Source organism: Paenibacillus sp. FSL H8-0317 (genome assembly GCF_045040685.1).
GTDB lineage: Bacteria > Bacillota > Bacilli > Paenibacillales > Paenibacillaceae > Paenibacillus.
This window is the reverse complement of the sequence record NZ_CP150294.1, coordinates 1,305,186-1,320,488: the sequence shown is the minus strand read 5'-3', so window position 1 is coordinate 1,320,488 and position 15,303 is coordinate 1,305,186. Positions and strand designations below refer to the sequence as shown.

At 47.6% G+C, this 15,303-nt stretch carries 13 protein-coding genes; 2 read left to right on the top strand and 11 right to left on the bottom strand.

The window, feature by feature from the left end; all coding sequences use genetic code 11:
* Positions 1 to 133 precede the first annotated feature (133 nt).
* From MHB43_RS05935 to MHB43_RS05885, 11 genes are all read right to left on the bottom strand, one after another.
* Positions 134 to 739, bottom strand: coding sequence for an ATP-binding cassette domain-containing protein (locus MHB43_RS05935; RefSeq protein ID WP_339182481.1), 606 nt, complete (start codon positions 737 to 739; stop codon positions 134 to 136).
* The gene (locus tag MHB43_RS05930) at positions 729 to 1,685 is read right to left on the bottom strand and encodes an ABC transporter ATP-binding protein (protein ID WP_405131540.1); all 957 of its coding nucleotides are present in this window, start codon (positions 1,683 to 1,685) and stop codon (positions 729 to 731) included. Before MHB43_RS05930 ends, MHB43_RS05935 begins: the two co-directional genes overlap by 11 nt.
* A gap of 2 nt (positions 1,686 to 1,687) precedes the next feature.
* Entirely contained in the window at positions 1,688 to 2,695 is a 1,008-nt protein-coding gene (locus MHB43_RS05925; protein ID WP_405131539.1) for an ABC transporter permease, read from the bottom strand.
* A complete protein-coding gene (locus MHB43_RS05920) occupies positions 2,692 to 3,687 on the bottom strand; it encodes an ABC transporter permease (RefSeq protein ID WP_405131538.1) in 996 nt (331 codons plus the stop codon). Before MHB43_RS05920 ends, MHB43_RS05925 begins: the two co-directional genes overlap by 4 nt.
* 42 nt (positions 3,688 to 3,729) lie before the next feature.
* The gene (locus MHB43_RS05915; protein ID WP_405131537.1) at positions 3,730 to 5,388 is read right to left on the bottom strand and encodes an ABC transporter substrate-binding protein; all 1,659 of its coding nucleotides are present in this window, start codon (positions 5,386 to 5,388) and stop codon (positions 3,730 to 3,732) included.
* A gap of 285 nt (positions 5,389 to 5,673) precedes the next feature.
* On the bottom strand, positions 5,674 to 6,207 hold the full coding sequence (gene nikR, locus MHB43_RS05910; RefSeq protein ID WP_339182472.1) for a nickel-responsive transcriptional regulator NikR: 534 nt from the start codon (positions 6,205 to 6,207) through the stop codon (positions 5,674 to 5,676).
* 52 nt (positions 6,208 to 6,259) lie between these two features.
* The gene (locus MHB43_RS05905; RefSeq protein ID WP_405131536.1) at positions 6,260 to 7,279 is read right to left on the bottom strand and encodes an alpha/beta hydrolase; all 1,020 of its coding nucleotides are present in this window, start codon (positions 7,277 to 7,279) and stop codon (positions 6,260 to 6,262) included.
* 80 nt (positions 7,280 to 7,359) lie between these two features.
* On the bottom strand, positions 7,360 to 8,466 hold the full coding sequence (locus MHB43_RS05900) for a hypothetical protein (protein ID WP_339182468.1): 1,107 nt from the start codon (positions 8,464 to 8,466) through the stop codon (positions 7,360 to 7,362).
* Positions 8,467 to 8,752: 286 nt separating this feature from the next.
* Positions 8,753 to 10,780: a hypothetical protein gene (locus MHB43_RS05895; protein WP_339182466.1), complete on the bottom strand. Its 2,028-nt coding sequence runs from the start codon at positions 10,778 to 10,780 to the stop codon at positions 8,753 to 8,755.
* A complete protein-coding gene (locus MHB43_RS05890) occupies positions 10,755 to 11,657 on the bottom strand; it encodes an ABC transporter ATP-binding protein (RefSeq protein WP_339182464.1) in 903 nt (300 codons plus the stop codon). Before MHB43_RS05890 ends, MHB43_RS05895 begins: the two co-directional genes overlap by 26 nt.
* Complete coding sequence (locus MHB43_RS05885) at positions 11,650 to 12,039, bottom strand: GntR family transcriptional regulator (RefSeq protein ID WP_339182463.1); 390 nt, start codon at positions 12,037 to 12,039, stop codon at positions 11,650 to 11,652. The genes MHB43_RS05890 and MHB43_RS05885 overlap by 8 nt, the downstream gene beginning before the upstream one ends.
* Before the next feature lie 1,217 nt (positions 12,040 to 13,256).
* Here MHB43_RS05885 and MHB43_RS05880 point away from each other — a divergent pair.
* Together MHB43_RS05880 and MHB43_RS05875 are read left to right on the top strand one after the other, a co-directional pair.
* A complete protein-coding gene (locus MHB43_RS05880) occupies positions 13,257 to 14,162 on the top strand; it encodes a futalosine hydrolase (protein ID WP_405131535.1) in 906 nt (301 codons plus the stop codon).
* Positions 14,159 to 15,001, top strand: coding sequence for a 1,4-dihydroxy-6-naphthoate synthase (locus tag MHB43_RS05875; protein WP_036672450.1), 843 nt, complete (start codon positions 14,159 to 14,161; stop codon positions 14,999 to 15,001). Before MHB43_RS05880 ends, MHB43_RS05875 begins: the two co-directional genes overlap by 4 nt.
* Positions 15,002 to 15,303 lie beyond the last annotated feature (302 nt).

Here is a 15,303-nt window from a genome sequence, read left to right as displayed (position 1 = left end):
AATGACGAATATTTGTCAAAAGTGAAAAGGGGTGCCCCGTAGTCAAGTCCATGACTCACATTCATGGACAATGACTTCACAAGGGGCACCCTTTTGTATTCAATCATTTTATTTATTCAAAACATAATTAAAACTACAGGGACATCGACATCGGTGTAATTCTGTCGCACAACCTGTTCAGCAAATCCCGATCATGGCTTATGATTAGTAATCCCAGATCACGCTCGCGAGTCACTTCCATCACGGTGTGCCAGATCTGTGCCTGAGTGATCGCATCCAGCATCGTTGTCATCTCATCTGCAATCACGTAACGTGTCGATGTACCGAGTGCTCGTGCCACACAGAAACGCTGCAGTTCTCCACCGGATAATTCACTCGGTCTGCGGTCCAACCAAGTCTGCTGAATCCCCAATGCTTCGAGCAACTGTTCATCCTGCACAGACGCCTCCTGAAGTACACGACGCATCCGCCAGCGTGGATTCACAGCCTTCTCCGGGTGCTGGAACACCAGCTGAACCGGACATACTCCTGTACGTGGGAGTGGTTTCCCATCCAAAAGGACTTGCCCTGCCACAGGTTCGGCATATCCTGCCAGGATGCGACCAAGGCTTGTTTTGCCACAGCCACTTGGTCCCCACAAGCCAACCACTTCTCCCTGTTGCACCTGCATGTTCATCTGTTGGAATACCCATGATTTCTGATCGTAACGATAACTTACCTCCCGTGCTTCAAGTGACATGGAAACACCTCACTTCTCCGCCCCGTACCTTACGAAGCTCTGGACGTTCATCGATACATACAGCGGTTGCTGCATTACATCGGGGAGCAAATGCACAGCCTGTGGTGATCTCTTGACCTGCCAACGGTTGGGAGCCTTGGAGTGGCTGAAATCCGTTCTGCGGCAACGCATTCCAAAGCGCTTTTGTATATGGATGACGCAGACGTTCTCCATTCCCTTTAAAATCATCCACCTGCGCCGTCTCTACATTGGCCCCCGCATAAAATACAGCGATACGATCGGCTGCCGTCAGGGCTGTCTTGACATCATGGGTAATCCACAGAATGCCTACACCTTCATTCGCAAGCTCGCGAAATTGCCTCATCGTCTCGGCCAGTACTTCGGGATGAATACCTGGTGTCGGCTCATCTGCAATGATCAGCTTGGGCTGACCTGAGGTCGCTGTCGCCATCAACACCCGCCTTGCCATACCTCCGGACAACTCAAACGGGTACTTCCCGGCTGTTCCTTGAGGAAGATGATAACGATCCGTCAGCTCCTGCTCCGTCTTTTTCAAGTGAGTTTGATTCATGAACCTACGCTTCCGTCCCAAATCCAGGGTCACCGGCTGAACTTGCCTTCCCACCTTCATCAACGGGTCCAAATAACTAACGGATTGCGGGATTAACATCAGTTCATCACCACGCAGTTGAAGCTGCCGCTCTGGAGTCAAAGGCTCGCCACTATAGCCAATACGCCCCTCCAACCTGGCATTGGCGGGCAGAATGCCCATGATGGCCTGTGCCAGCACACTTTTACCCGATCCACTCGCGCCTACAACAGCCACGATCTCGCCCTCGTTGATGGAAAGATCCAGATTCTGAATGACATACGTCTGTTCATGCCCAAACCAACCACGAGCGCGCCGAAATGACACGGACACTCCCTCAATATCAAGAAGAGCCATATTTACCTCACCTCCCTTGAACTACCCGTACCCGTTAATGTCTTCAGACTATTGCCCAATACATCAAACGCACGAACAACCAGTAACAATGCCAGTCCCGGGAAAAAGGCGAGCCACCACATGCCAGCAGATAAATATCTCATCGACTCTGACAAAATAATTCCGATGGCCGGTTGTTGCGGGGACAACCCCAGCCCCAGAAACGTAATGGCTGCCTCATGCAGAATCGCATGGGGAAAGATTAGCAGTACACCCACGAACAGCTGCGGGACCAGATGTGGCAGCATATGCTGCACCGCAATCTGTAACCGCGATTGACCCAACTTGTGTGAAATCTGAATGTATTCTGCGGATTTCAGCTGAATCATCTCCGCTCTTACAATCCGTGCCAGATTCGGCCAGTGCGTCAGCGCGATCGCTGCCGCCACTCCTGCCAGACCTCCACCGAATACAAAGGCCAGCATGACCAGCGATACCAGATGTGGCACACTCAGGAACAGGTCGATGATCCATGAGATTACCCGGTCAGCAACCTTGCTAGAAGCCGCCCCCAGACCAAGCAGTAGTGCGATCAGTCCGCCACCACAAGCTGCAAGCAAACCAACTTGAATGCTGGTTGCCAATCCTTTTAACGTGCGCATGAACATATCTCTTCCAAGCCAATCCGTGCCAAATGGATGCGCCCAGGTTGGAGCCATATTCCGATCCATTAATGAAGTCAGCGTAGAACCAGCCGGAAGAAGCCTGCCCGTCAACCACACAACAGCAATCCAGATCACCGCGAGGCTTCCCCAGATCACCGCTCTTTGGCGAGGATTTCGGAAACGTTGATTGCTGACACCCATGTACCTTCTTCTCTTTTGGCGTGTTGTTCCTGCTCCTGCTCCTGTCTCAGCTTGTAGAGACTCTCTATTAATGTTGTACCGTACCTCTTGATTCGCAGTTTTCACTTTCTGTGCTTCGGCTGTTTCTGCCGTCTGCTCGGAGGAGCGTTCTACCGTCTGCTTCATGACATCAGCTCCTCCTTCATCCGTGGATCAATCAAGCGATACAGAATGTCGGCCACCATATTACCTGTGAAAACAAAAATCGCACTGCACATCACAAGTCCAAGCAGCAGTGGAACATCTCCACGCAACCCCGCCTGTACCGTTGCCTGACCAAGGCCGGGGTATGAAAATACCTGTTCTGCAAGCACAGCCCCACCAAACAGTTCACTGAACGAAGCAAACTGCAGTGTGATGGCTGGCAAAACAACATGTCTGAACCCATGTCGACGGATCAGCTGAAATCCACGCTCACCTCGCGCTCTCGCGAACAGAATATAATCTGACTCCAGCACATCCATCAGCTTCTGCCTGGTATGCAAAGCTATCGAAGCTACCCCGGTCAAACTGAGAGTCAACGCTGGCAGAATCATATGAATAGCCCGATCTCCCCATGTGACCTGATCAGCCGACAGCCCTGCGGGTACCCCAAGACCAACTGGAAGCCATCCAAGCCACACCCCAAATACCATCAGCAGCAACAGCGCAATCCAGAATACCGGCGTGGAGGCCAGCGTATAACAATACCAGCAGATCAGGCGATCCAGCTTCGAATTCCGTCTCATGGCAGCAACTACACCAAGAGTGAAACCAATGATGCCGGATAATATCCAAGCCACAGCCATAAGTGCAACAGAATTCATGAACCGTTCCTGGATAATATCCGCTACAGGCTGTCTGTAAATCATTGATGTCCCCAGATCTCCCTGAATCAGCGCTTGTCCCCAGGTTAGTAATCGTTCCACGGGAGATTCATTCAATCCCCAACGTTCTTTGATTAAACTGCGCTGTTCGGCGCTTACCCTGATCATGTCTCCACCAATGTAGGCTTCTATCGGGTCCACAGGAGAGAATTGCATTAATATAAAAGACAACACACCGACTCCAACCAATAAAGATACAAGTCGCAACACTTTAAAACCAACAAATCTGGCCCATCCATTCCTGCCCGTCATCCAATCTCTCCCCAATTCAGGCTAAAGCTACCGGTACGTTTCCTACTTTGTACTGTTATCCCAGGACCATTCCTCCAGATTGGTTGTCACCGGCCAGCCGTGACCATGAGGATGGATCTGCTGCTCACCAATGTTCAGTCCATTCGTAACCAGATACAGATGATCTATATTTACAAGCCATGCCCATGGCGCATCCCCCTGATAACTGAAACCTGTTGTTCCATCCCATTCCGCTTTCTGCCAGAACGGCAATGCCTCTTCTTCACTTGTTGCCTGAAGGGCTTTGTCCATCCAAGAATCCACGACAGGATTACTGTACAGCCCCACATTGTAATACCCTTCTCCCTTATGAGTACTGCTATAGAGGTTATAGGTTTCCAAAGGGTCATGACTGCCCCACCCAAACAATACAGCGTTGGAGTAAGCCAGCTTTTTTGTCTCTTCACGGCTTTTGCCTTCAACATTGATTTTGATTCCCGCCTGGGCAACCATATCCGCAGTAGCTAACGCCAGAGATTGTCTTGTTAAATCACCTGCAAAATAAAGCAGATTGAATTCGGCCTTAACGCCGTTTTTCTCGACGATACCATCACCATCCTCATCTACCCAGCCACCAGCGGCCAGAATGCGCTTCGCTTCTTCGAGACTGGCATCCGTAAATACAGCTTCTGCATTGCTCCAAGGCAGATCATCACTGACGGAATACGCTGGACGACCGTACCCTTCCAGTACACCCTCAACCAAAGCCTTACGATCAATCGCGACATTCACCGCTTGGCGAATCGCCAGATCGGATGTCACATCATTCCCTGCAGGAAGACCATCGCCCGACTTGGCACCAGCAGGTTGCATGGGGAACATGATGCCCCGGTTATCTACGGTTTTCACGGCCTCTAAGCTCATGCCATTCACCTGTTGCTTGCTAAACGCTGCCGGGATAGCAGCGATATCCACCGTACCTGCCTGTGCAGCGGCGTAGGCTGCATCTTCATCCAGATAGAGGAAGGTGAGTTTGTGGAATGCAGACTTGTTACCGTAATATTCTTCATTGGCTTCAACGATAGCCTGTTGTCCTTTGTCCCACTGTACCAGCTTGTACGGTCCTGATCCGACTGGATGTTCCGCATAATCAGCGCCATAGGCGTGTTCAGGTACAATGCCAAGGGTCGTCAGCAGACTGATGAATGTAGACTGCGGCGACTTCAATGTGAATATAACCGTGCTATCGTCGGGTGCCTGCACATCAGCCATATTCGTCAAATCAATCACAGACCCACTCTGAGCAGCCGTATTAAACGTAAATTTTACATCTTCAGCCGTAAGTGGCTCCCCATCAGAGAATTTCACATCATTCCGGAGTGTAACCGTCCAGGTCAGCCCATCTTCACTAACTGAGTATGCGGTAGCCAGATCGTTAACCAGTTGTAGCTTGGCATCCCGCTTCAGCAAGGTACTCTGGAAAAGTGGTGAGCCATATTGCCCCCATCCGGTTGTTGGATCAAATCCACCTTCCGGCTCGGTGCCAACGGCCAGCACCAATTCGTCTTTGGTTAAGGCTGGAACTGACTGTCCATTCTCTGCTGATGAAGCTGTTGGCGCTGTGCTCTGTGCACAACCAGATAAACCAATGGAACATACAAGCAAAATGCCTAATCCTGTTCTACCTTTTCGTTTTCCCCATTTCCATGAAAATCTGCCCATTCTGGTCGTTCCCCCTCTAAATATGTGCTGCACTCCCTTTTTTCGTGTTACTTTTTAGAGAAATTGTAGCACAAAATACAAATCATATGTCAACAAAGTTAACTTCATAATCCATATTTTTTCATATTTCAGAATTAATAATTAAAAAGTTATATAACCGAGCATTTGTAGCGCTCTATAAAGTCAGGTATTATAACAAACAAAAAAAACAGACGTTGGCATTTAACCAATAATCTGTTTTTTTAGATTTGTTATATTTTCATAGAAATTACACTCGTATTTGTCTTACTCCGCAGATCGATGATGATGGCTGTGACCATGCTGACCCGCACTGTGATTGTGATCCAGACTTTGATCCGGATTGCCATCCTGACGACTCTGAGCATGAGCCAGTTTGTTAAGTTCATCTACATAAGTCACAGACAGCTCCGCATACAAAACACCTTTTTGTACCTGGATCTGTTGATGCAGATGACGCAATCGTCCCAGGTTACCCCGTACGGCAATAACCTCCAAGCATTGGTCATGGTTCAGGTGCACGTGCATATTGGAAATGATGTCATGATGCGCCTCATGCTGGAGCTCCATCAAACGATTAGGAAGATCACTGATATGGTGATCGTAGACCATCACAATGGTGCCAGCCACATCCTGATCAGATTGCAGTGCAGAAGGTTGCAGCAATGTTTTGCGAACAAGATCACGGAAAGCCTCAGATCGGTTTTTGTATCCCTGTTCCTCAATATAGTGGTCAAACTGCTCAATTAGAGGTGTAGGAAACGCCACCCCGAACCGGGTCAAATCTTCTTTATCTGCCATACTTCTCCTCCTGCGCCCTCATTTGCTTCGAGTGTACCACAGACTTGTCTGCTCATCGACTATACTGTTGCATGAATCGTACTGCCGAATGTATCGCATGTTGTCCAGCGTCACTCTCCAGATCAAATTGATAATCATGTCCCAGCTTCTCTGATGAGTTCGAGAAAAACAAGGTTTCCACCTCAACATCAAGGCGCTTCAATACTTGTGCCAGCTCAATCGATTGACTGGTCAACGGGTCATCATTGCCTGAGGTAATAAATGCAGGTGGATACGCTGCTGTGGCCTGAAGCACGGTCGACATTTCATGCAGACGTGGATAGTCTTCGAATGTTTTGACTCCGGTATATGACCAGAGAAATGTCCGTATAAGCGGAAATCCCGTTTCCGCTACTGTACTCAGATTGTAAGGACCACAGAATAGAAGAACTCCACGCAACTCTTCCGGCTGGGCGGCTGGTGTTATATTCATCAGTTTGGCGAGGGAAGGATTCGTCACCACTGCCGCAGTCTGACTTGCAATCTGGGCACCTGCCGAATTGCCTGCGAGAAATATTTTTTTTGGGTCACCCTGATACTCACTGACATGGTTCTTCACGTAAGTCAAAGCCTGATTCGTCTGGATCACGGAAGTGGGATATTTCGTATCCGGTGCGAGCGCATAATTCATACTGACCACAACGTAACCCTGCTTGGCTAATTGTACGGCATAATCTGCGATGTCCTCTTTGTCACCCAAGACCCATCCACCACCATGAACCCACAACACAACAGGCAAAGGTTCCGATGTTACGGAAGGATAATAGATATCCAGCGTACTGTCATTACTCCCTTCGTCTGCATAGGGTACATCCGCAACACGAGTTATCCCTTCCGAGAGCATAGTGTCCTTAGTGTCTGGATTAGCAATTTCAATCAATGATTTTAATAAAAATACTGTTATTTTGGGTGTCCATTGTGTACCAATCCCAATAAAACCTATGATCAAAATTAGTACAACGCTGGGAATCCAGTAACGTTTACGTTTATAACCTTTGGCCCCCATACGTTTCGTTTCCAACTTGGACTGCAATAGTTCCACCTCGTTCCATCATCATCGAAGCGTCTTTACACCTAAAGTTGTGTACGTTGCGGAGAGGACCGGGTTTCCTCTTATTTGGGTCTCTTGGCGATTTCCTGTCTGACTTTCACATACGTAGTGGATACTTTTTGCTCCAGTGTGTGGATATGTTGTTTTGTGCCTGCCCACTTCTCTGCTGCAGACGCCAAGGTGTTCAATGAGCTGAGTACACGTGACGGTTGGCCTTGCTTTGTGCTCTGTTTGAACTGTTGCAGGGCGTTTGCATATCGTTCTTTCGCCAGACTCGTCTGTTTTTTAGCCGTTTGAATCTGTTTCTTCGCGGAGTCGGCCCCTGCTAGCATAACTCGTAAACGTTTTATTTCAGCGCTCTTCCGTTTACGTGCTTCAGCAAGTTCCTTTTTCTTGATCCGGATATCTTCTCTGGCAAGCTTCACAACGGGTCTCAACGTCTCTGCCTGAGTACGGATTGCTGCACTCCATTCCTTATTTTTGATGGCTTTGGCTGCATCCAACTGTCGATTGACTGAACTATAGAGGGCGAATAACGGTTCATATCGGGCTTGGGTTTGCTTTACCTTTTCAGCTAAAACTGCGACCTTCGCATCATCGGTTTGTCTTATTTCTACACGTAATCGTTCCAATTCCGCGGTATTGGTGGCATGAAGTGTCTTTATTTTTTGTTCCCAAACCTGCTCTTGTGTCTTCCAGTTCCCCACTTTCTCGTACGCTTGCTTCAACGTTAACTTGGTTTGTGCATCGGCTTTGTTCAATACGGAGTCCCAGGCTTTTTGCGCGGTTACGCCAAGATCTATATCCGCTGCCTCGACTGAAGAAGCAAAGTAGATCGTGCTTGCGCTGAACAGAATCACAAGCCCTATGAGCAGGCGTGATCTGAAAATAAGATGAGCGAATGATGATAATTGACGACGCCGGACGTTACTTTGTTCCATCATGTGACTATGGCTACCTGCTATTGGAGAAGGAAATAGTATGTCACTCGTCTCCATTAAAGCTATATCTTCTGTAGCTATACCTTCGATATGCTGTCGCCCCTTCTTTTCTTCCAGCAAGCGATGATGATCTAAGAAGTCATGTTCGCTTGATCGTTCCAATAAGGAGCAACAACACTCCATTGCCTCCTGTTCATTTATCGTTTCCTTCCACGCTTCTGTTTGCATCCGTCACTACACCCTTTCTTCTAAAATATTTAGCAGAATAGCCAACGAAATCAGCGAACGACAAAAAAGCACCCGCAAGTCAGGCATTTGCCTGCTCTTACGGGTGCTTCCCTCATAAGCCGTTCCATATGAGATTCGATTGAACGAGTCACTCGAACCTCACCTTTTTCTAATATATTCCATTCGTTGTATCTGGTCAAGTAAATCTGGTTTCACTGGTTGAATAAAACTTTCGATCAACGGGAGAACCCTTCCCGCTTATAGTTAACAACTGATACAGTTCAGCTCATTGATTGACCAAAATAGCTTTCATTTCCTCGGTCAGATCCTCTTCTTTCAGCATCATATAGATGTTCTCGCCACGAGTTACATTCAACTTGATCTGATAGATGGTATCTTTCTCTGTTAGATAACCCGACCGTTGACGATTGAGTAGATCGCTAATTATTTTTTTGTTTTTGGTCGCGACCTGCTTCTTGATGCTAAGACTCCCATCGATATATTCTGACTGCGGAGTGGCCCACTGAAGCGAACCCGGACTGTTGATCTCTTGCTTCACAAACTGAGCGGAGACAATCTCGTCTGCCTGGACAAGCAACTGATCGTATAATTTGTTCTCCTTCAGCCAAGCCAACACCCGATCATAGCTAGGTTTGATCTCAAAATTCCACATCTCTTTCGGTTGAAATGGATCTTTTGAAGACGAATCCTGATTCATCTCCGCGTAGGCAAACGACTGCCACGGGGAGCGCTGTTCTTCATAGGTCTGATCCAAAATGTCCTGTTTCAACAATGCTTTGAACTCACGGACTTGCTCCGGATTGCTAATATAAACCTTCCGGTATGAACTTATGGCAGAGCGAATGCCGAAACTTAATGCATCTTCATCCAGCTTATACGTTTCAAAGGCGACTCTTTTGTAATCCTGGGACTGTTTCAGAGCCATTAATTCCTGATGGAATTCGGCTTCTGGAATGTAGTATTTACGTTTCATCACTTTGCCGTTATCCAGCTTGTAGTTAATAAATATATACTCATCATTACGCATACCTGTATTGATCGGATCATTCAGTAAAGGAAGATCGGAATCCACGATTTTTTGATGAAGAGCTATAACTGCCCCCATGTATTCCGGATCATTAGAATAGAGGTGAGCATCGCCCTTTTTCTGACTGACACCGTTACTGTAGGTATAACTCTCCCCACCAAGCTTGATGCTGTTCACCTTGCTCATTTCAGGCACTCGAGCGGCGTATCCATTCCAGTCGGCAATAGGTACGTATAGTATCAGACCAGCGATGATACCATATAGAATCAACTTGGGTAGCAGCCTGCTGCTCCAGATCAGCCATGTTTTGCGAATAATCATCTCGGCAACGATATAACCTACAATTCCTCCGAGGATATATCCGAAGATTCCCCATCCAGCTGATCCTCTTGGAGCAATCATTGTAAAGTAACCTCCGCCAATCAGAACCAATGTAAACATCAATCCAAAGCGGAATATAGGTTTTATAAGCTTAAACGTAACTGCTTGAGTAGCAGATTCAACCTGTCTCTTCGCATAAAGCACATAAGTTAGAGGAATAAACAGGATTGCAAATATCCCATAGATAATTAATTCCTGACGGATTACAGGGAGGATACTAATCGAACCCACACGCAGGACAAGTGAGAGTTTCTCCGCATTAATGCCTACTTTATCATAAGCATATCCGAGCAAATAATGTTGGAGATGAAGTGACATAATGAACCACACGACAACAGGTAACAATAGGAGCGCGTACACGGTGAGCCCCTGTAATACAGATTGCCCGATACACATACCGACCGCCACAGTTAGCATGAACATAAACAGCGAGTAGATACTCATGCTCAAGCCCCACATCCAGATCGTACTGCCATCGAACAGAAAAGCCGGTTGATCCAGTACCGCCCACACCCAGCCGGTAATCGCAGTTGTAATCCAGATTGGAATCAGGATCATGGCATATCCGGTCAACAGATTCACCGTTAACAGATGTTTACGACGTAACGGCAAACTATGGAACAGATCCGAAGGTGCACCAGACTGAATATATCGAAAAAGAAAAATACCAGCTGCTACGGGCAGTGTGATAGCGAACAGAATCTGCACTTCACCATTGGCCTGAAACAAACTTGTAATCTGCTGTGGCACATCCCTGTACTCGGTAGCGATATATAGCGGAAGTGAGAACAACAATGTGATGAGATATAAAATACCTATCCATCCATGCTGTCTGAAATTTTGGATCAGGATGCCCCGGTTACAGAACAATCGGTTGAATATCATACCCTGCGTCCTCCATTTCATAGATAAAGATTTCTTCTAGTGTAAGTGGCAAAACATCCAGCAGATACGGATCATGTATACGGAATTGATCGGTTACCTGTTGTCGGTTGCCTTTGACAATATACAGGGACACGCTTCCCCGTTTCTCTTCATGCAAAATATCAATCTGCTCCTCCATGGCTTTGGCATGGTCCGGGTGACGGAAAGCAACCTGGATTTTATGCGTATCGGCCTTCAGATCATCGAGATCCTTCTCTACAATAATTCGGCCTTTGTGCATAATCGCCACATGGTCACACAGATCTTCGATCTCACGCAAGTTGTGCGACGAGATGACAATGGTTACTTGACGCTCAGCTGCTTCCTGGAACAGCAAGTTTTTAATCTGCTGGCGCATGACGGGATCAAGGCCATCTATCGGCTCATCCATCAGCAGCACTTCAGGCATACAGCTAAGTCCCAGCCATACAGCTGCCTGACGGCGCATGCCTTTGGACATGCGATGTAACTTACGTTTTACATCCAGTTTGAACACGGTAGCCAGTTGCTTGAACCGTTCCTCATTCCAACGCGGATATACCGAACGATAAAATGCAGCCATCTGAGTTATTGAAGATTGCGGGAAAAAGTAGGGTGAATCTGCCATAAAAATTGTGCGGCCTTTGAGATCCATATTTTCATAAATCTCATTATCTTCGATACGAATAGTTCCGCTGTCCTGACGATAAATGCCAGCTATCATTTTGAGCAGCGATGTCTTGCCTGCCCCGTTGGAACCGAGCAGACCATAGATCGATCCCTTATGTATGTGCATCGTTACGCCATCCACTGCCTTCTCCTGTTCAAACGCTTTGACGACTTGATTCAGCTCAATCATGAGGCTCCTCCTTCTCTATACGGGCCATCGCTTCCTCAAACAAAAGCTTCATATCCGCTTTGGTCAAACCAGAATACGAAGCTTCTGCAATCAACTTCACCAGAGACTCTCTGATCTCATCTCTCATGGCTTCATTCGGATGTTCCACTGACGATGATACGAAGCTCCCTTTTCCCTGCAAAGAATAAATGTAACCTTCACGTTCAAGCTCACGATACGCTTTCTGAATCGTATTTGGATTCACGGTCAGCTGCGTGGATAACGCACGAACGGAAGGAAGCTGCTCGTCGGGCTTTAGAATACCGTATACGATCATTTCTTTGACTTTGTCCACAAGTTGCTCGTAGATCGCCTTACGGCTGCGTACATCTAATTCGAACATCCCGCACCTCCTTTCTGTAAATGTGTGAAATAACCCATGGGTTTTAAATGGCTGTATCTGAGGTGTATGTGCAAATATCTGGGTGTAAGAAGGCATTACCTAAGCTGTGCAGCTGTACGTATTCAAATCTTAGGTGTATTAACTGTACTACTATTATTAATACAGTTAAATCAGATTGTCAACCGTTGACTTTGACTTCTTGTTTTATTGGGAGTACGTTAATAAAGAGAGGTTATATGGTTTAAATGACATATGTATTTTTGGGAAGCAGGTTCATTCCGGCTTAGGACGCGGCATGATCAGGGTGGCGTTCACATGAAGTGAAGCAAAACGGCTATCTGAAGCGATGTGGCTAGATGTGGCTACTCGAAGTGATACGGCTACCCAAAACCTTTGCTTGACCGCTTTTGACAGAATTACATGCAAAGGTTGTTCAGGTCTTTCCCCTTCCGTTATGATGGAGATGAAATATTGTTCAATAATCACTGTATCTTGATTACTATTTTGTGCGCGTTTAATCTGATTGGTTGTTTGTTCTGTTATGCGTTAGTTGTGTTGTGTTGTGTTTGTTGTGTTATAGATCTAATGTCCCTCACAGCGATTGGACGAACATCGAGCAACTATATTAGAGTTAGCGAGACTGTCTAATTGCTTTAGTTCGGGTTTGCACAAATGAGCTACTATATAGGGATCGAGTGCAGACTCCGCCCGTTATACGTTTGGCTGGTTGGTAAAAAATCCGATGGCCCGATATATAATTAGCGTTGAATGGGTCGGGCAGACTCCAGCCTTTTCAATCGTTTATCTGTTCGTTTGGAGTGCCAACTCGTGATGTCCGTACTGAGCATACATATTGTAGATATGTCTTTCAAAGGGTGGACACAGACATGAGAAAGCACTACGAAATTGATATTCTACATATAGATAATTTTTAATTTTATATCTAAAAACATCTATATATAGTGTTTCATTTTCCTGGATGGATATAGTATCTTTTGAGAAAAAGTGTCCATTCTTTGAAAGACAAAATGAAGATAAATGTCCTTTTGTAGTGAACAAATATATCCCGAATTCCATTTATATAAGTTGAACTATACATTTACACGAAAATATAGAAGTCAGTAATAACCCGAAGAAGTTTAACTAGAAGCTTGCTGTAAGAAAAATACTATGGAGGCATATGGCACGCTTCTAATAGCTCATAAGGAGAATCCGAGATGAATGAACAAAGACAGGATGAAGATCAGAATAATAAACCAAACGCATCATTCGAAAATAGTGGACACCACGGGGATTCAACTGGGGAAATAAACACTTCAGATATAAGTCCGGTACAAGCAAATTCATCACAACGTGTGTTAATCGTAACCGCGGTTGATGCGGAAAAAGATGCGGTCCTCCGTGGTTTGGGAGATACGGCCGCGGAACGATTTGACGTCATCGCTGCGGGCGTTGGCCCAGCCTCGGCCGCAGCAGGAACAGCCACTACATTGGCATATGCCGTAGCGGCTGCAAGTACTAGGGCATTGGCGCAGGGTTCCACTACGCCAAGCCCATCCGATGTGGCACAGGCATCTGCCACATCTTCAAGGCCGGGGCCCCTTGCCGGAGCCGGATCTTCACCAGCCTACATGCTGGTGATCAGTGCCGGCATCGGCGGCGGATTCCCCGGCCGGGCAGACGTCGGCTCCCTCGTGGTAGCGGACGCCATGGTTGCCGCCGATCTGGGCTCGCAGACGCCAGACGGCTTCCTTAGTGTGGACGAGCTTGGATTCGGCTCGTCCATTGTGGCGGCGGACGCGGAGCTTGCCGCTCGCCTGCGCCATGAGCTGCAGCGGGCTGGGCTCGCTGTCAGCGGAGGCACTGCGGTCACCGTGTCCACGGCGACCGGAACAGCGGAGACGGCCGCGGAGCTATTGCGCCGCGTGCCGGATGCCGCCGCCGAAGGTATGGAAGGCTTCGGCGTGGCAACAGCTGCCCAGCAGTTCGGCGTGCCAGCACTCGAACTGCGGGCCATATCCAACGCGGTCGGTCCACGCGACCGCGACGCTTGGCGCATCAAGGATGCCCTCGATGCGCTTCAGGCTGCAAGTTCCATTTTACGGGAGGTTATTACATCATGAAAATTGCATTTTCCCCTTGTCCAAATGATACATTTATCTTTCACGCGTGGGTGCACGGTTTGATCCCGGGCGCACCTGAGCTGGATGTCCGTTATGCTGATATTGATATTACCAATGGTCTAGCGGCAAATCCCGATGGACCTGACACACCTGAAGTGATGAAAATATCTTATGCAGCACTGCCATACGTGTTGTCTGACTATGCTCTGCTTCCAGCTGGTGGTGCACTCGGCAGAGGATGTGGTCCGTTGGTTCTGACCGCAAATGGCACGACCGATCCAGCATATCTGTCTGGACGACGGGTTGCAGTGCCAAGTGAACGCTCGACAGCATATCTGTTATTCCGTCTGTGGGCAGCGCAAAATGTTCCGGGTGGTGTAGGCGAGATTGTTGTCATGCCATTCGACCAGATCATGCCTGCTGTGCGAGACGGCAAGATCGATGCCGGACTTGTCATCCATGAAGCACGCTTCACGTACCAGAATTATGACCTCAAACTAATGACGGATCTCGGGAACTGGTGGGAAAGCGACACAGGCCTTCCGATCCCGCTTGGAGCAATCATCGCACGTCGCAACATGGATGCTCACGCCCTCGCCGGATGGGCACGCGCGTCGGTTGAATATGCATGGGCTCACCCGGATGAGTCGAGAGCATACGTTATGGAACATGCCCAAGAAATGGACCCTGACGTAGCTGCACAGCACATTGGACTGTATGTTAACGAATTCAGCGCCAACCTGGGTGATGATGGTTACGGTGCAATCACTGCACTGCTTGGCCGCGCCATGAAAGAAGGACTCGTTCCTGAGTTCGACCTTGATCTGTTGCGAATCTAACATCTATATCTGTACGCTCTATAACCCAGCGCACCTTATTTAGCCGAATAACGTGGTATGAGAATTCTAAAGAATCTCAGACACCGTATTCGGCTAAAATTCGTTCATATCACCGACAAACTCGCTTCATTCCACACAATAACCCTTCTTCGATTCGTTAGAAATTGGTATGTGCGGATTTTCGGCGTATAGCGTGCGCTCGTTTCGTTAGGGTCCTGTATAGGGTGTTCATTTGATACAAACTTCTTAGTAGCCAGGGTGATGGCGATGTCCTTGCCATCTTTTATTTTTAGAGCTTAGTT